This is a genomic window from Labilibaculum euxinicum, assembly GCF_963678175.1.
GTDB lineage: Bacteria > Bacteroidota > Bacteroidia > Bacteroidales > Marinifilaceae > Labilibaculum > Labilibaculum euxinus.
The window spans coordinates 1,548,920-1,567,930 of sequence record NZ_OY782756.1 but is presented as its reverse complement, the minus strand read 5'-3'; the positions used below and the strand labels follow the sequence as shown (position 1 = coordinate 1,567,930).

At 36.1% G+C, this 19,011-nt stretch carries 9 protein-coding genes; all 9 read right to left on the bottom strand.

The features are described 5' to 3' along the window. Positions 1-97 precede the first annotated feature (97 nt). Positions 98-4,195 carry a two-component regulator propeller domain-containing protein gene (locus tag ACY0M5_RS06650; RefSeq protein WP_461631212.1) on the bottom strand — a complete coding sequence of 1,366 codons (4,098 nt, stop codon included), beginning with the start codon at positions 4,193-4,195 and terminating at the stop codon, positions 98-100. Positions 4,196-4,262: 67 nt separating this feature from the next. Beyond that, positions 4,263-6,440: a beta-glucosidase family protein gene (locus tag ACY0M5_RS06645; RefSeq protein WP_461631211.1), complete on the bottom strand. Its 2,178-nt coding sequence runs from the start codon at positions 6,438-6,440 to the stop codon at positions 4,263-4,265. A 28-nt stretch (positions 6,441-6,468) separates the two neighbouring features. Then, positions 6,469-6,696, bottom strand: a complete 228-nt coding sequence (locus ACY0M5_RS06640) for a hypothetical protein (protein ID WP_461631210.1) — start codon at positions 6,694-6,696, stop codon at positions 6,469-6,471. 92 nt (positions 6,697-6,788) lie between these two features. Then, positions 6,789-6,956 (bottom strand): hypothetical protein, encoded by a 168-nt coding sequence (locus tag ACY0M5_RS06635; protein ID WP_154675806.1) that lies wholly within the window; start codon positions 6,954-6,956, stop codon positions 6,789-6,791. Between the two features lie 67 nt (positions 6,957-7,023). Continuing rightward, on the bottom strand, positions 7,024-9,879 hold the full coding sequence (locus ACY0M5_RS06630; RefSeq protein WP_461631209.1) for a TIM-barrel domain-containing protein: 2,856 nt from the start codon (positions 9,877-9,879) through the stop codon (positions 7,024-7,026). Between the two features lie 83 nt (positions 9,880-9,962). After that, entirely contained in the window at positions 9,963-11,645 is a 1,683-nt protein-coding gene (locus ACY0M5_RS06625) for a cellulase family glycosylhydrolase (RefSeq protein WP_461631208.1), read from the bottom strand. Positions 11,646-11,715: 70 nt separating this feature from the next. After that, positions 11,716-13,677 (bottom strand): hypothetical protein, encoded by a 1,962-nt coding sequence (locus ACY0M5_RS06620; RefSeq protein ID WP_461631207.1) that lies wholly within the window; start codon positions 13,675-13,677, stop codon positions 11,716-11,718. Positions 13,678-13,698: 21 nt separating this feature from the next. Further along, on the bottom strand, positions 13,699-15,330 hold the full coding sequence (locus ACY0M5_RS06615) for a RagB/SusD family nutrient uptake outer membrane protein (protein ID WP_461631206.1): 1,632 nt from the start codon (positions 15,328-15,330) through the stop codon (positions 13,699-13,701). Positions 15,331-15,351: 21 nt separating this feature from the next. Next, the gene (locus ACY0M5_RS06610) at positions 15,352-18,552 is read right to left on the bottom strand and encodes a SusC/RagA family TonB-linked outer membrane protein (protein ID WP_461631205.1); all 3,201 of its coding nucleotides are present in this window, start codon (positions 18,550-18,552) and stop codon (positions 15,352-15,354) included. Between the last annotated feature and the right edge of the window lie 459 nt (positions 18,553-19,011).

Sequence of the window (19,011 nt, the reverse complement as noted above, 5' to 3'; positions counted from 1 at the left end):
CAATTTAGAGGCTAAAAATAATTACAAATGCAATATTTTTACTTACCAAATGTTTCCAAAAGGGTAACTAAATGTATTTATTCCGAATTAAATGCAGTTATTCTCCATCTTCCTTATACCTTTTCGCATAAGCCGTTGGTAAAATACCATACTCTTCTTTAAAATACTTACTAAAATAACGCGGGCTGTTAAAACCAACTTCGTAGGCAATTTCTGCAATATTCATCTGGCTTTTTTCCAAAAGCTGCAGTCCTCTTTTTAATCTGATAATTCTAATAAACTCAATAGGAGATTTACCCGTAATCGAAATTAATTTTTTATAAAGATAGACACGACTCATACCCAGTTCACGGCTTAAATCTTCAACTGAAAATTTAGATTCTGAAATGTTTTTTTCAACTGTTGCAACGGCTTTTTTAATCAATTTTTCATCCATTGAAGTAATTTGAACTTCGCTTGGACTTATATCAACCGTTTTTTGAAATTGCTTTTGGAACTGACTTCTTTTTTCCAATAATTTACGAACCCGCAAAAGAAGTAAATCCATATTAAAGGGTTTTGTTATGTAATCGTCGGCACCAATTTCCAGCCCTTTAATTTTATCCTCATCAGCAGTTCGCGCAGTTAAAAGGATAAACGGAATGTGGGATGTCCGGATATCTTTACGAAGCATTGTACACAATTCAAGGCCATCCACATTGGGCATCATCACATCGCTAATAATTAAATCAGGAAGTACCTTATGAACTGTATCGTATCCTTTTTGACCATCCTGAGCCTCGTAGATCTTAAACTGTTCCTGCAGTGTTTCTTTCATAAACGATCTGAAATCAATATTATCTTCAACCAATAAAATAATTGGCTTTTTGATTTTCTCGCTACTTTCAGACTCTTGCTGAGGTCTGGCAAAATCTTCATCTACTCTTTCCAAATCTTCATTATCTACTACAACTGTCTTATCAATTGGCAAACTCACTTTAAATTTGGCTCCTTTACCTCGTTCGCTTTCCACTTCAATAATGCCATTGTGCAGCTGAATCATCTCACGGGCGAGATTCAATCCAATTCCACTTCCGGACAGTCCCAATTTCTTATTTTTTTCGGACTGATAAAAACGAACAAATATTTTGTCGATATCCTCTTCATCTATTCCAACACCATTATCCTGAATAATAATATTAACAAGTCCATCTTCATCTTTTATCTCCAACTTTAATTTTACATTCCCTTTTTCGTGAGTAAATTTTAAAGCATTGGATAGTAGGTTCATCATTACCTTCTCCAGTTTTTCTTTATCGAAATTGAATATAAAAAGTTCTGTTGAATGCTCAAATGTGAATTTGATTCGCTTCTTGTTAAAGGCATCCTCAAAATTATGAGTCACTTCATTTAAAAAAGTAACAATATCAACGTAAGATGGATTATATCGCAATCCATGCAACTCCAACTTACGAAAATCCAGCAATTGATTTACCAGATTAAGGAGTTGTTTGGCATTTCGCTCAATGGTATCAAGCAATCTTTTATCCGATTCGGATCTGGTTTGCTTTAACAATTTATCCAAAGGCGTTAAAATCAGCGTTAATGGCGTACGAAATTCATGACTAACATTCGTTAAAAACCTCAGTTTCATCTCATCCATCTCATGATTACGGTTGGCCTGTATTTGTTCTTGCTCTTTTTGGAATTTTACACGTTCCTTACGCAACATTGAATATCTGAAATACACAAGAATTCCAACAACTAAAAGGATATATATAAAATAAGCCAATGGCGTTGCATACAAAGGTGGTAATACAATAATACGTAATTCTGCATAATCCTCATTCCAAATTCCATCATTGTTGGATGCCTTCACTTTAAAATAATAATCTCCCGGATTAAGATTGGTGTAGGTTACCCGATTTCGATTCGCATCCAGCGACACCCAATCATCATCGAATCCCTCCAATTTATATTGATATTTAATTTTACTCGGAATAAAAAAGTTAAGTGCCGTAAATCCAATGGAAAAAACATTCATAGAATGTTTAATCTCAATACTTTTTGTTGATACTATTGAAGATTCCAGTAATTTAACATTTTTCACTTTTGACCCAGGAGATACACTTTGGTTGTAAACCTGAAAATCAGTAAATACTACTTTGGGTAAAATCTGATTGTATTTTATATTCTTTGATTCAAACAGATTAAAACCATTGCGCCCGCCAAAAATCAATTCATTATTTGTTGTTTTATAACTTGCATTGGGATTGAATTCTTTATCTTGCAATCCATCCTCTTCTGTAAAATCATAAATCTGAAAAGAATACTCCTTATCAGGAGCTGTTTTCGATACAATAATCTGACTTAATCCTGTTGATTTACTGACCCAAATTGACTGAAATTCATCTTCTTGTATACAGTTAAATACATCTTCAGGTAATCCATCTTCGCTGGTAAAATGTTTCGAGAAACTTGCATTTGGATCAAACATAATTAATCCTTCTCTTGTAGCAATCCATAAAAGACCTCTTGAATCTTCAAATACTCCATTCACATTTTTACTATTTAAAGGCGGTGCTCCTGATCTTGTAACTAAGGGGTAATTTTTATACCGCTGCTCTTTAACATCATAAAATGTCACTCCATTAGCTGTTGCAATAAACATGTTACCGTTATCCAATTTACAGATTTGATTCACATATTCCGTAGGCAATTTCACATTGCCTTTATTTGGAACAGGTTTAAAAATTTCATTGTTACGATCGAATATTACGATACCTCCGCCAAGGGTACCGATCCATAAATTTTGCTGATCATCTTCATTAATTGACCATATATTGTTGCTCGTAAGACCATTATTTCCATTTGGTGAATATTGATATCTTTTAAAGGTTTTTCCATTAAAACGATTTAATCCTCCCGTAAATGTTCCTACCCACAATTCATCATTACTATCAATAAATAAACTTACAACAACATTATTAATTAAGGAATTAGAATTGGCTTCATCAACCTTATAGCTTTTGAAAGTATTATTCCTGCGGTTAAAATAAATGAGACCACCACCATTCGTACCAATCCATAAATTTCCCTTTTTATCTTCAACAAAACAGTTAACATCATTATACGGCAAACTCGATTCGTCGGACAGAAAATTCCTATACTGTGGAAATTTATGAATACTTTCATGGTAATAACTTACTCCATTCTTAAATGTCCCAATCCAGATAACGTTATTATTATCCATATACAATTCCGTTATCGAGTTCTGAGACAAGCTTTTATCATTATCTGACTGGTGATAAATCTTAGTGGTTTCTCCTGAGAATTTATTAATCACATCAATACCTCCATGGTCAGTACCTACCCAAATTAATCCTTTGTCATCTTGAATAACTTTTTTTACGATGTTACTTGTTAAACGTATTTTATCTGAATGAACGGTATAATGATTCCACTTGTTATTTTTTATTTGGTACTGATAAAGTCCATCATTGTTTCCATAAAACCAAATATCATTCTCTGCATCAATAAAAATGGCTGTATTTAAGCTATCGGCTCCTAATTTTCCTGCAAGGAAATCATTTTTAAACTTAAGTTTATAGTCCTGCCCATCAAAACATTCGACACAGCCATTGCTCAACAGGTAATAATAATCGCCATTGGCATGCACGAAATTTACAACCATATAAGATTCCTCTTTTAACTCTGGAAAATTACTCCTAAGCCTACCTGTAACTGAATCAATAGCTTGATAATACAGTTTCTCAAATTCCTTTACCCAAATTTTCTTATTCTTATCAATGTAGATATTCTCAATATTATATTCAGAACCCTTTTGTCCTAAAAATAATGACAAATCACTATGAAATTTCTCTTTATTGATATCATAAACAATATTACCCCACCCTGTTTTAATCCATAAATTTCCATTCGCATCTTCCTGAATACCTACAATATAATTATCAATAATTGATGTTGAATCGGAAGATTTGTGTTTATAATTGACGAAGCTTGAACCATCATACCGACTTAAACCTGCTGTTGTTCCGATCCAAATAAACCCTCTTGCATCTTTGTGTATGCAGGTTACCTGATTATTAACTAATCCATCAACATTGTTAACCTTCAGAAAAGAATATTGTCTTTCTGCATGAATTGAAAAACTTGATAAAACAAAAAGCAGGATTATGCCAATTAGTCGATACATAAATAAGTTTTGTGAATTTATTTTAAAGTTAAATACAAAAGGGACAGTAAAACCCATCCCTAATTCTCTATTTTATATTTATTTTCTGCTTTTGAATAATATGGTCGGAGGAATTACCAATATAAATAATATAAGTGCCTTTTTCCAAATTCCAACCGGATATTGATTCATCGTAGAAATCTAAATCATCAACAGAAATTTCAATCTTTACCTGTTGTTCTTGCCCGGGATTCAAATATACTTTACTAAAACCTTTGAGTTCTTTTAAAGCCCGATCAACTTTTGATTTTGGCTTACCGATATAAACCTGAACAACTTCTGATCCTTTTATTTTTCCTGTATTTGCCAGCATACAGCTAACTTTTATCTTATCACCTTTAGAGTAAATCTGCTTGTCTGTATTAAGATCGGATATCTTAAAATCCGTATAGGACAAACCATAACCAAAGGCAAACAAAGGCTTAATTTTTTTTGTATCGTGCCAACGGTAACCAACTAAAATATCTTCTTTGTAGTACTGATTAATACTATCGCCCGGATATGAAAGCTCCCCAAAATAATGAGCTGCATTATCATTTAATTTAACCGGATATGAGAAGGGAAGTTTTCCTGAAGGATTCACATCTCCCGAAATAACATCAGCCAAAGCGTTTCCGGCCTCACTACCATTGTACCACGACTGCATTAATCCTTTAACCTGCGATAACCATGGCATCTCAACTGCATTTCCACTAACCAATACAAGTCCCAGATTATTATTTACTTTTAATAATTTATCAATCAACTCATTTTGCCCAAACGGCAATTCGAAATGCTTGCGGTCACCACCTTCACAATCCTGAAAATGATTTTTATTGAGTCCTCCAATAAATAAAACAACATCTGCTTTTGAAGCCACGTTAACGGCTGCTTTTACCAATGAATCGGCATTCAATTTGGAAGGTATTTCACGTCCATAAGCTGATGGTCCGGAAGCATAACCTATTGAATGAAGAATGGTCGCATTTTTGAAGCGGTTTTTAATGCCTTCCAATGGTGATATTTCATATTTAGCTTTCAATTCTGATGAACCGCCACCAACAGTCATTGAACGAGTAGCATTTTCACCAATTACAGCAATCTTGATATTCGTGTCCGGATTAATTGGAAAAAACCCATTCTTGTTTTTCAATAATACAATACCATCTGCGGCAACTTTTCGTGCTGCCTGAGTATGTTCAACATTATTCATCCGGCCAAGCGAACGATTTAAGTTCATATTGGTTCTGTACATCAACCGCAGGATTCGTCGTACTTTGTCATCAACAACCGATTCGTCAATTTCACCATCTTGAATCATTTTCAAAAATGGATCCGCTAAAAAATAGTTGTCGTAAGCAAACTTAGCAGAAGCTGTTAATCCGTTGGTCCATGTTCCCATTTCAATATCCAATCCATTAAAAGCGGCTTGTTTGGTGTCATGAGTTCCACCCCAATCCGTAATTACAGTTCCATCGAAATTCCATTTTCCTTTCAATATTTTATTAAGCAGCAAATTGCTATGACAACAATGCTCGCCCCGAACCTGATTATAAGCTCCCATTATGGACCATACATGACCTTTTTCAACTGCCGCTTTAAATGCCGGCAGATAAATCTCATAAAGAGCTCTGTCGCTAAGGTTTACATTGATATGTCCGCGCCATTCTTCCTGATTATTAAGTGCGTAATGTTTAACGCAAGCAGCAACGCCATTCTCCTGAACTCCTTTTATGTAAGGAACAACCATAACCGATGCCAAATAAGGATCTTCTCCCATGTATTCGAAGTTACGTCCATTAAGTGGTGTCCGGTAAATATTAACGCCAGGTCCCAATAAAACATCCTTTTTTCTAAATCGCGCCTCCTCTCCAATGGCTACACCATATTCATGCGAAAGTTCAGGATTAAATGTTGCCGCCAAACAAGTTAGTGCAGGAAATGCAGTTATCGAATCGTTTGTCCAATTAGCATAGCCCCAATCATCCCAGTTTATTTCACCTCTAACTCCATGAGGTCCGTCAGACATCCACAACTCTGGAATACCCAAACGAGGAATACCCGGAGAACTAAATTTTGATTGCGCATGACACATCGCTATTTTCTCTTTAAGAGTCAATTGATTGATTATTTCATCAATTTTCTTTTCTGTTTTTGCATTACTTTGTGCATTTACATTGGTCATCACTCCAAGTGTTAATCCTACATATAATAGTATTTTTTTCATATTCGTTCCTTTAATTTTCTTCTTTCGTTTACTTTAAACGGGAAACCACAATTTCGACAATTTTATCATTACTTAAATAGAGCATTAATTTACCATCTTTAATTTTATATTTTGCTCCATTTACTTTACTATTTGTTAATTGAATACCATTTCCAATTTCCAATGTTACCTTCTGTTTGTTTTTTGATGACAATTGGATTTTAACTTGTCGGTCATCCCATTTAATGCGCTTTATTTTAATGTTCCCCCATGCCAAAACACCTGTAATCTCGCCATTTTCTCAATCATTAAGCAAAGTAGAAAATACTGTCATATATCCCGGCCTGCTATTCACAATCATAAGTGTGATTAATGAAGGAAAACCCCCACTAATATCCATATTAAAGAGGCATCTTCCCATTTGGTTGCAGGCAGCCAACTTACAAATCCTTTTTCGGGTACACTTTCCTTTTGTGCATAAGTTGACACTTGAATTAGTATTGCCAACAATAACAAAAATATTATTCTGATATTCATTATACTTACCTTAAAATAATCCCGGCAAACAATTGCCTGCCGGGATTATATTACTTGCTATGGCTTATTACAATTCAACTTGAACTGATTTTCCATTGTACTTAACTTCTTTGCCTTTGTAGTCATCAAAATTAAAATCTACTTTTTTGGTTTCAGAGGCAAACACAATAGTAAATATTCGTTCCTGCGGCATTCCATCAAACTCACCTTTCCGCTCTCCAATAGTCAGCTTTTGGTCATTTTCAGACCATTTAATTGAGATTGTACTGTACTTGCCTTTTTCGTAATTAAAGTTTAGTCCTTCATCTTCATACAATTCAAACTGAGCATCAGCACCAGTATAAACAACCAACTTTATCGGTGCATTTAACTTTTGGCTGGTGTACTCAATCTCTGGTCCTACAGGCAAAATAGATCCTGCTTTTACAAAAAGAGGCATCTTTTCATAAGGAGCATCAGCATTAATTGTTTGTCCGCCTTTTAAAAGTGAGCCATTGTATGCATCATACCAATCGCTTCCCTCAGGTAAATAAACCTGACGTTCACGTGCTTTAAATTTAGAAACCGGACACACCATTATTGAAGGCCCAAACATGTATTGATCATCAATATCATTTACCTTGGTATCCTTGGTAAAATCCATTACCAGTGCACGCATAATGGTGTAATCGTCAAAATATACATGTCCTGCCAAAGAATAGATATATGGCATTAATCGATATCTTAACTTGTTGTAGTATAATATACTTTGATATGCTTTATGAGATTTGGGTGCAATATTATAAATCTCGCGGTATGGGTACTGTCCATGAGCACGGAATAATGGAACAAAAGATCCAAACTGATACCAACGGGTATTTAATTCGCGCCATTCTTTTAAATCTTCACTTCCTTCTTTAGCTTTTTCGTAACGTTTTTCAACACAAAAGCCACCAATATCCATCGTCCAATAAGGAATACCCGAAATAGCAAAATTCATTCCTGCTGTAATCTGCGCTTTCATATCTTCCCATCGTGTTCCAATATCACCACTCCAGGTTGCTGTACTGTATCGCTGCAATCCGGCAAAACCTGAACGGGTTAATAAGAAGACCCTTTTATTTGGATCTACACTACGCTGTCCGTTATAAATGGCCTTTGCATTCATTAACGCATAGGTATTAAAAAACTCTGTTGATGAACCAATAGCAGTTGGTGTCATTAGCTTCTTACGATATTCCATGCTCGAATTAGATACAATATCAGGTTCAGAAGCATCCATCCACCAGGCATCCATTCCAAAATTATAAATGTTACTTTTCATCTGATTCCAGAAAAGCTGGCGTGCCTCTTTACAATATGGATCGTAGAATGAGCCAATGTGTCCTTTCCCAATCCAGTCGCGTACACTATCTTTTACCGCTTGCTGATACATGAATCCTTTTGCATCGAGTTCCTTATAGTTATCTGTGTTTGTATAAAACTTAGGCCAAACAGAAATCATAGCATGTCCATTCATAGCATGAATATCATCCATCATTTTTTGCGGATCGGGAAAACGTGAAGCATCAAATTTATGACTTCCCCACTGATCCTCTTCCCAGTACGACCAGTCTATTACAATATTATCGATAGGAATTTTACGTTTCCGAAATTCGGCTAAAGTACCTACTACTTCTTTCTGGGTTTTATAGCGTTCGCGGCTTTGCCAAAAACCATATGCCCAACGAGGCAAAATAGTTGCTTTCCCAGTTAATTGACGGTATCCGCTAATCACCTTGTCCATATTATCGCCATGAATAAAGTAATAATCAAGCTCTTGTCCCATTTCTGACCAAAGAGCCAATTTATTTTGATCTTCAGCCGGACGAGGACTTAATGCTTTCAAACTGACATAAGAAATACCACCATCCGGTTTCCAATCCAATTTAACAGGCACACGTTCTCCTTTTTTAAGCTCAACAGTAAACTTATAAGTATTCGGATTCCATGCTGTTCTCCAACGTTCCCCAACTACTTCTTTACCACCAATCGAAACACGGGTATATCCGGCATAATACAATTTAAAATGATAAATACCTGATTCCTTGGCTTCAATCTCTCCTTCCCAAACAATTTTGGAATTATTAAAGGGAAAATCTGCAGGAAACTTCTTCACCGTTTCCAAATTTTCATAATCAATATCTGCTTCATCCCTTTTTGTAAATTCTTCACCCTTTCCTGTTGTATATGTTGCAGTTAAAGCACCTTCTTTTCCTTCCTTATTGTACAACTTAAATTGTGACAATTGACCGTAATCATTAGGGTTGCCAAAACGTGTTAACGAATAGTTATCCCATAAAATACCGTAATTTTTATTCGAGACTACAAAAGGAATAGATACTTTGGTATTGTACTGATACAACTCCTCATTTTTACCTTTGTAGTTCCATTCATCGCTTTGGTGTTGTCCTAAACCATAAAAAGCCTCATTATCAGGTGAATCAAAAACCTGTTGAAAAGAATATCCTTTAAAACCATCGGCTTCAATTGGCGTAAATCCTTTTGACTCTCCTGTTGCTTCTTTCAGTAACAAGTGCCCGTTTAAATCATAAAATGACACCTCTCCTGTTGAAAGAGATACTTTTGCTTTAATACTTGCTGTGGAAAGTGTTACTTGGTCTTGATTCTCTTCTACAGTATAATCTGGTGTGATTGATTGAGACAATACAACCAAACTCTCCCTAGTAGGAAACGATTTTTCAGGAGTGGAACTAACGCGAATAATGTCATCAGAAACTACTTCCAGTTTCACCAATGTGGCTTCTGTATTTTCCTTCTTATTAAGGGAAACAACTACTCCATTCTCTAACTTTTCATATTTTGGCTGCGAACAGGAAGCAAGAACTCCCAACATCCCCAGACCTGCGAAAAATATAGTTAATTTCTTATTTTTAAAAATCATAAAATCTTATTTTAAATAACCTATTATATTACTCTTTCACATCGAAAAAACTGAGATTAATAATTTCTATATATCAAGTATTCTTAATTTATCGCACCTTCAATTATAGCGTCAATAGCATCAGAATGTACTTCATTACCGGTATTACGATCGAACAATCCAAAACTATTATTACCAGTACCTCCATTATCCCAAATAAAAGGAATCATCCCATTTGCTTTAGCTGCGCTTGTTACTGTTTTCAAATAATTATTCCTTGATTCGATATGGATTGCTAATGCATCTCCTGTAAGATCAGCACGTAACATGGCTCCGTATTCGCCTAAGATTACAGGAACACCTTTATCCACATAGTTGGTTTTCATGGCTCCAAATTGTTCATCTAAATAGTCTTCCTGACCGTAACTGGAAACATCTGTATATCCATCTCCCCATTGGGTTTTGAAACCACTTTCTTCCTGTCCGCAAAAATCCCAAGGATCGTAATAGTGTACTTCAAGCATTAACCGATTTGCAACTTCATCCGTAGGCATTTCATGAAAATTAACTCCATGAGCAATATTGGTATTATAAGTTTGAACCACTAAGTTTCGGTAGGCATTCTTTCCTCCTGTAGATCGAACAGCATCAACAAATTTTTGATTAAATGATTGCTGAACAGTAATATTTTCGGTTGAAGGTGTGCCATAATCAGCATGTACTTCATTGGTTCCTGCAAATAGTAAGTGCTCATCATATTCTCTGAAATACACAGCAATTTGCTGCCAAAGGGCATATTGTTCTTTATTTATTTCGTCTTGTTTATCGAAAGTTGGATTGTTCTCTAACCATCCCCCATCCCAATGAATGTTTAAGATGGCATACATTTCATTTTCGTAACAATAATCTACTACTTCTTTTACTCTGGCGAACCAAGCATCTGAAATCCTATAAGTTTCTCTATCTGTAATATAAGCATCCCATGCACATGGAATACGAATCGCATTAAACCCAGCAGCTTTAACGCCGTCTATTAATTGTTTGGAAACAACCGGATTTCCCCAGCCGGTTTCTCCTTCGGGTACTTCCATAGAGTTCCCAATATTCCATCCGGCTATCATTTTACCGGCTAAAGTCACAGCATCACTTTCAACACCGGTTTTGTCAGCAGGAATGTTCACATCGATTCCATTCTGATTGATTGTGGCAATTTCTGTAATATCATCTAAAGTAAATTTGATGCTACCTTCCCGTGCGATAAAAGATTCATTTGCACTTATGATAAAGGTCTGAGATCCATCAACTATACTTTTTAATTCTTTCTTTGCAATCCAATCTCCGTCAACAGCAATTTCTACCTTTCCGGATGTTTGAAATTCTATGCTTATTTCCTGAGCATCGGAATTAAGTTCAAATGCACTTTTTGTCAGTAACAATAAATATTCGGGAGCTTGCACAACAGATATTTCCTTAGTAAGATCACCAGCTCTTACAGTAAGGCTTGCTGCTCTTTCATCGGTGTTGTTATTTGCACTAACAAGTACTTCTATTGCGTTAGTTCCTGTTTCTCCGGAATTTGGAGTTACAGTACACCATAATTCTGAACTTTCGATCGTCCAATCCACATTACTTTTAACATGAATGGTTTTTGTTTCCCCGGCTTTTGCGATATCCAGCTTATCAACAGAAACTACCAATTCCGGATTTATGCTGGTTTCGTCATTTGAACATCCTCCAAAAACCATCAACCCAATCAAAAAGGAGATTAATATATGGTGCAATTTCATTGTTTGTAATTTTGATTATAGAATTATCCCGCCCGCAATGGGGCGGGATAATTTGTAAAAATTTGCAAATTTAATTTGATACTACGTAGTGAAGTATTGTTGTTTCACCAGCTTTACTAGTGTATCCTAACCACAAACCTTTCTCATCAATATTTGATAAGCTTGAGTCTCCGTGAGAAACAAAAAACCATTCACCACCAGTATTTCCAACAGAACTTAACCATCGAGCTGATGATCCGGCATAACTAACTAAAGGAATATCGATTGTTAAGATGGAAGTTTCAGTATCAATAACAACAGTTCCTGAATTTGTAAAATCTGAATTTACATCATCGGTAACCCAATCAGGAGTTGTGTCATCTCCTGCATTATGTTCATTTGTTAATTTTTGAGCCAAGTCTATTTCCATAACATCCCCATTCATAGAAAAGGAAATGCTTGCACTTTCCGCAATAGCTTTAACATTTGCATCCCACACCCAGCTATTCGTGGTCAAATCATCTCCAAATGTAGAAGCACTAGTCCATCCGCCTGCAAAATCAGGAGAATCACCAACCCAATCAACAAACCAATTTACATCAGGCACAAAAGTTTTACCTGCCAAAGCTGATTTCCAAGCAACCAATGGATCAACCTCTTCAACGTCCATTTGTGGAACTAACTTATAAACCTTGTATTCAGGTTTAACATCATCACGCACACCTACCCACATTCCTGTTACATTACCTGAAGGATCTTTTTCAATTGAAGTTATTCTCCAAGTATTATCGTCGCTTGTTTTTAAAGTTACCTCACCAGATATAATAAATTCTGGTTTGATATCTGTGAAGGTATAAATACCTTTTTCATCTAATGTATAAGTGCCATTTTCAACCATACCATCTGGTGCAGTATATTCAACAGTATTTGTCTGAGAATTCATTTTTAACGAGAAATCCGAATAGATAGCTGGAACTGAAGAGTTAAACCCCGTCCAATCATCATAAGTATCAGAAGATACCCAAGCTGTATTCTTTAAAGAACCATCCAAATTAGCCCAATTAAAGGGAGTTTCGGGAGATAAAACCCATTTAATATCATAGGTAACTACCTTAGAAATATCTTCCTGCCAACCATCTGGTAATGTTGGTTCAGGATCCGGTAGATCTTCCGGCACATAATTTTCAGCATATTCATCAGAAACAAAATTCCAAACGTACAGGTAATCTCCTTCATCATTTGTTCTTCTAACCCCAACCATCAACTGATTTTCTGTTAGCTCCAAAATAGCCAAATTCTGGTTCCAGTTAGTTGCATTGGCAATAAAGTTGTTGGAACGAAGAATGGTAGCATCTGTAGTCGTTATAGTATGATTATCTACATCCAGTGAAAAAGTTCCTATCTCATCAACTCCTTCGGTAACTTTATGTGTAGTTATCTCAGCACCGTCAATCAGGCTAAAAGTCATTCTACTGTCTTTATCAGCTTCTTCTATAATCCATTCATTACCAACCCATGCAGGAGCCCATCCAATTTTAGCAGTTCCAGCTTGCCATTCATCCCAGGTTGTTTGAGGTTCACAATAAGTTAAAGGTCCTGCCGCAAGGCCATAAGAACCATAATCCAGTCGCCACGTTTTTTCATGTCCGACACCTCCAGTTAAATTAGTCCATAGTATATGATCAACGAAACCAGAATAGAATTCATCAATTACAAATTCTGCTGAATCGGCTGCAAACACAACACCGCCTCTTGTATTCACACCAAAAAGAACTTTATAAGTACCTGGAAAAGCAATCTTTAATGTATCCTTTTGAGTTTGACTTCTACCTTGAGGATGACTCCATAAAGATTGATAGTTTGATTCCATTAAACTTGTCAGATAAACAATATTTGGATTTTCAGTATCATGTGTTATCGTATAGGCTATACCCTCCACCAAATCTTCTGATTTGATATCGATTTTTTCCAGATCGTATTTATCAGGTGTACAACTCGTATACACTACAGCTGATAGAATCAGAAATGTTAATAAATTATATAGTTTTTTCATCATATTATATTTTTAAAACTACTACCATCCTGCATTTTGCTTTAAAACACCATTCGAAAGAGTAATTTGTGTATTTGGAATTTGCATAAAACCATTTGTTTTTTTGATGTTTGCCTCTGTGATTGTAATAAAATCAGATACATTAGCACTTAATACTTCTGTATTACTTTCTGCAATTGCAGCGGCAGCCACATCAATTCCCTGACGCAATAAATCCCAATATCTGATTCCTTCAAAAGCAAACTCTACCCTACGTTCTGCCATAATGGCTTCCTTCGTTACGGTTTTAGTACCTAAACCTGCCCGTCCTCTCACTTCATCAAAATATGTTTGAGCCTTTGCACTGCCCAATTCAGCAGCCATCAATAAAACATCAGAATAACGCATCACGATAAAATCCTGAAATTGTGAAATTTGGTTATCACCCTCACCTAAACCGTCAACAATATTAGTTCCATCAGGAAGGGCAAGAGGTATGTACTTTTTATTACAATATCCGGTATATTCCCTCCACTTGGATAGATCAACATCTTCTATCACACCTTCAGAAACCATATCAATAACCGATGCAGTTTTCCGCTGATCATCAGTATCAAAACTCTGAGCGGTTTTTGGATTTACGGTGCATAATCCCCATCCGTAACCATAAGGCGAAGAAGTAGTTTCTCTTAATCCCATCATCACCAACCATCTGTTTCCATCAACATTACCATTATAATCGGAAGTATAATTGAATTTTTGTGTAAATACTGCTTCAGAGTTTCCTCTTCCGGCCCAAGTACTTGCTAAAGTATTATCTTCAGATACTGGTGTAGTCGAGGCTGCTTCCCAAAGATTTTTGTATTCCGAAACTAATGAAAAACCTCCTTCGGCAATCACATTATCGAGTCCTGCCAACACATAAGCTTTATCAACCACTCCTTCTAAATCGGCAGTACCATAATAACCGGTGTAAAATAAGAATACTCTTCCCAACACAGCTTTTGCAGCCCATTGAGTAGCCCGTCCGTCATTTGCTGTCGCCCATGAAGGGGAATAAGCCGGCTGATTAATATTTTCAGCAGCAAACTTTAAATCTTCAGCAATTATTTTATAAATAGCTGCAGGTTCCGATTGAGGCACATTATCGGTAGTTGGTTCAAGCAACAAGGGCACTTTATTGAACAATCGTGCCAAATCGAAATACAATAACGCACGTAAATAACGAGTTTCACCTTCAATTCTGTTACGAGTATCTTCCTTGCCCTCCCAACTAATATCATCCAGCTTCGCTAACAACTTATTGCAACGAAAAATTCCTGCATAATAAGATTTCCATGTCTCGTTAAAGATATCGTTGTAAGAAGGTGCCTGACTTAGATCAAACCGATCCAAAAGCTGATTATTTCTATCGTCTCCTGCACCTGCACCACCAAAACATTCATCCGACAGAAGCTCTGAAGCTACATAGAAAGCAGTTCCGCCATCAGATGTTGTTCTTTGATATCCATCGTAACAACCAACTAAAGCCATTTCAAAATCAGCCTCCGTTTTGTAAAAATTACTATCAAAAATAGAGGTTTCCGGTTCTACATCCAGAAATGATTCTGAGCAAGAGAATAAGCCCAGACTCAGCATTCCAAATGTTAGAATATTTAATTTTATTTTGTTCATAATTCTAAATCTTTATCAACATTAAAACTTAAGATTAACACCAATCAGGAAAGTACGAGGACGTGGGTAATATCCTAAATCGACCCCTGACACCCAACTTTGTGTTCCATATCCTATTTCCGGATCCATACCATCATACTTTGTAAAAGTAAATGCGTTTTGAACAGCAGCATATAATCGCAGCTGACTGAATAATTTGTTTTTAGTCAATCTGCTAAAATCATATCCCAAAGCAATATTACTAATGCGTAAGAAGTCTCCATTTTGTATATAAAGGTCTGAGAATTGCCAGTTTACATTGGTTTCTGTAACACGCGGCATGTTATTGGATGTTCCTTCGCCAGTCCAGCGCTGCAATACAGCTGTTGTGTAATTAGCCTTCTTATTCCCCTGGTTCCGGTACGACTGTACAATTTCATTCCCCACAACACCATTAGCAGAAATTGCCAAATCAAATCCTTTGTAGTCCAAACTAAGATTAAAACCATAAGTCAAATCAGGAATACCACTACCCAAATCTACTTTATCGTCAGAATTTACGATTCCATCTTTATCCTGATCTACATATTTTACATCACCTGGTTTTACATCGTCCTGCAAAATTCCATTTCCCGCATTTCGCCAAGCTTGTATATCTGCCTCACTTTGGAATATTCCAGCTGTTGCATAACCCCAGAAATATCCGATGGCATGTCCATTTTCAGCTCTGTAAAACTCCGGTGAATTATCATACAACATATTTGATAAGCCATGAATAATTCCATCATCAGTAGGGATTTGTCCTACCTCGTTTTTATTATAAGCACCGTTAACACCAATATGATAATTCAAATCTCCAATATTATCAGACCATGTTAAGGCCAATTCAATTCCTGTATTTTTCACATTACCTCCATTAATAACAGGAGCAGATGTACCTGCAGTTGCTAAAATTGGTGCTGTTACCAGCCAGTCTTTGGTTTTTTTCACATAAAAATCTGCATTAACACCCAATCGACTATTCATAAAATAAGCATCGAAACCAATATTGGTTTGTTCCGAGGTCTCCCATTTTACAATTGGGTTGGATAATCTGCTTGGATATGCTCCAGGTGTATTTACCAGTGCTGTACCAAACACATAATTAGCAGCTGGATCAGTTCCTGAAAAATTGGTTGATGTATTAACAGGTGCTGCATACTGAAAATCATCAATAGACTGGTTACCTACCTGTCCCCAACTTGCTCTTACTTTAAGGAAATCCATCCAGGTATTAACCGATTCTAAAAATGGTTCATTTGTTGCAACCCAACCTGCTGAAACAGATGGAAAATATCCCCAGCGATTCCCTTTGGTAAATTTCGATGATGCATCTGCACGTAAAGTCGCATTCAGCATGTATTTTTCTTTGTAGTTGTATCCCAAACGACCGAAATAGGACAGACGACGTGATTTCACCTCTGGTCCACCTCCAACTGTGCGTTTCTCAATAACTCCTTTTACTTCACCTGTTTCCGGATCTTTATCCAACTCTGCTTGTCCACTTGTGTTATCAAGATAAGCACCTCCGAAATTGTCGAACTGTGAGAGCAGATCCCAATTTGAACCTTCTAATTTAGTTCCCTGAAAACGAATAACTTCCATCCCAGCCAATACATCAAACTTATGTACTTCATTAAGATCAAAACTATAACTTGCTGTATTCGTCCAGGTCATGGTATGTCCTTTACTCATGTTTTGATTCACTGTGGTGTGATCATTGTTGTATGAATAAATAGAGAACTGATACAATGGTGAATAACTTCGATATTCAGAAGCATAATAGTTAAAACCAAACAATGATTTGATTTTTAAATTTTTAACAGGCTCTAACTCCGCATAAATATCAGCAAGCATTTTTTGCTGATCGCTGGCATTCTTATTGTTTGTCATTAATGATCCGTAAGGATTACCATCACCGGTATTCCAAGGAGAATTAGATGTGTCATTGTAAGGACTGCCGTAAATATTGTTATCACTATATACTGGTGATAAAGGAGACGTACCAAATGCACCTCTTAAGCTATTACTATATTGATTACCAACAGCAACTCCATTATTCTTAATATAATTGAAATTCATATGTTGGCCAACCTTTAAAATATTTTCATACAATTTGTGCTCTGTATTAACACGAAAGCCATATCGTTCATAGTTTGATACATCTGCACCACCTACAATACCTTCCTGATCAATATAAGATAAGGAAAGAGCATAAACAGAAGCATCTGTTCCTCCGGTAATTCCAAGTGAATAATTCTCAGTAACAGCATTGTCTGTAAACATTTGATCTACCCAATCAGTATCGGCAGCACCATCAAAAACACTTCCATCATACAAAGCTGACCCTGAGTTTAATGCTTGCTCCTGCATCATTGTAATGTATTGATCTCTGTTCAGCATATCAGTGGTTCTTGCTACATTTTGCACACCATAATAAGCATCAAAAGAAATTTGTGCTTTTCCAGCTTTCCCCTGTTTTGTAGTAACCAAAACAACACCATTAGCAGCCTGAGAACCATAAATAGCAGCAGAAGCAGCATCTTTTAATACATCCAGACTTTCAATGTCCGAAGCATTTACCGTTGTGATATCTCCCTGAACTCCATCAATAATATAGAGTGGTTGAGAATCTCCAACTGTACCAATACCACGAATGGTTACTCTCATGTCTGACCCTGGCTGCCCTGAAGTAGACGCAATATTAACACCGGCCGTTTGACCTTGCATGGCTTGTAAAGGGTTAGTCGCATTTTGCTTTTGAATTGCATCTCCTTTCATCTGAGAAGTAGCACCAGTCACTAGCTTTTTCTGCTGAACACCATAACCTACAACAATAACTTCATCAAGGCTGGATACATCTTCAGCCAATACAATATTTATTACCTGCTGATTGGAGATAAGAACTTCCTGAGATCTAAATCCAATAAAAGAAAAAACAACGACATCGTTTTCGTTAACCTGAATAGAGTAGTTTCCATCAATATCGGTAATTCCACCAATTGTAGTTCCTTTTATAACTACATTTGTACCCGGTATTGGCGTACCGTCTGTCGCAGATACAACAACACCCGTTATGGTTCGCTCTGTCTGCCCATATGCCACAGTTGCTGAAAGCAACATCAGCGCAATTCCAGTAAAAATTAGCAACTGCCTTGATAACGATTGCACCGGAATTTTTAATTTCGCTTTTTTAATCATCATAGAAATCTGATTTAAATAAAACTCGGTTATTAAACATGTTACAAATATATCGCGGGTCTTACTCCAACATGTTAAAATTTGTTAATGATAAGAGTTGAAATGATAACTCATGTGTCATTTATGATACAAATTAATGGCGCAGATGTTAATTTACAACAAACCAAAACAATGTATTAAACATTATTAATCAGCACATTACTACACGCAAAACCATTTTTTTTTACCACAACATGAAATTTTAACCTTATTAAATTTAGAATTAAGTGCCCCCTTCTGTAGTCCAAGATTCATTGTGACAACTCTTGTAAAACCTTAAATTCATCTTATATAGTAATTCTAAATCATGATAGAAATGGAAAACTTAGATTATTCTTTAATTTTTGAATCTTTAGCAAAACGAATAAAACTGTATCACCTCAGCACAAGTAACAAGGTTTGATGTGATTGATACGAACTTCT

Bases quoted from the DNA above. Each gene is read 5' to 3' on its own strand.
- ACY0M5_RS06650 (WP_461631212.1), bottom strand. From the start codon at position 4,195: ATGTATCGACTAATTGGCATAATCCTGCTTTTTGTTTTATCAAGTTTT.
- ACY0M5_RS06645 (WP_461631211.1), bottom strand. From the start codon at position 6,440: ATGAAAAAAATACTATTATATGTAGGATTAACACTTGGAGTGATGACC.
- ACY0M5_RS06635 (WP_154675806.1), bottom strand. From the start codon at position 6,956: ATGAATATCAGAATAATATTTTTGTTATTGTTGGCAATACTAATTCAA.
- ACY0M5_RS06630 (WP_461631209.1), bottom strand. From the start codon at position 9,879: ATGATTTTTAAAAATAAGAAATTAACTATATTTTTCGCAGGTCTGGGG.
- ACY0M5_RS06625 (WP_461631208.1), bottom strand. From the start codon at position 11,645: ATGAAATTGCACCATATATTAATCTCCTTTTTGATTGGGTTGATGGTT.
- ACY0M5_RS06620 (WP_461631207.1), bottom strand. From the start codon at position 13,677: ATGAAAAAACTATATAATTTATTAACATTTCTGATTCTATCAGCTGTA.
- ACY0M5_RS06615 (WP_461631206.1), bottom strand. From the start codon at position 15,330: ATGAACAAAATAAAATTAAATATTCTAACATTTGGAATGCTGAGTCTG.
- ACY0M5_RS06610 (WP_461631205.1), bottom strand. From the start codon at position 18,552: ATGATGATTAAAAAAGCGAAATTAAAAATTCCGGTGCAATCGTTATCA.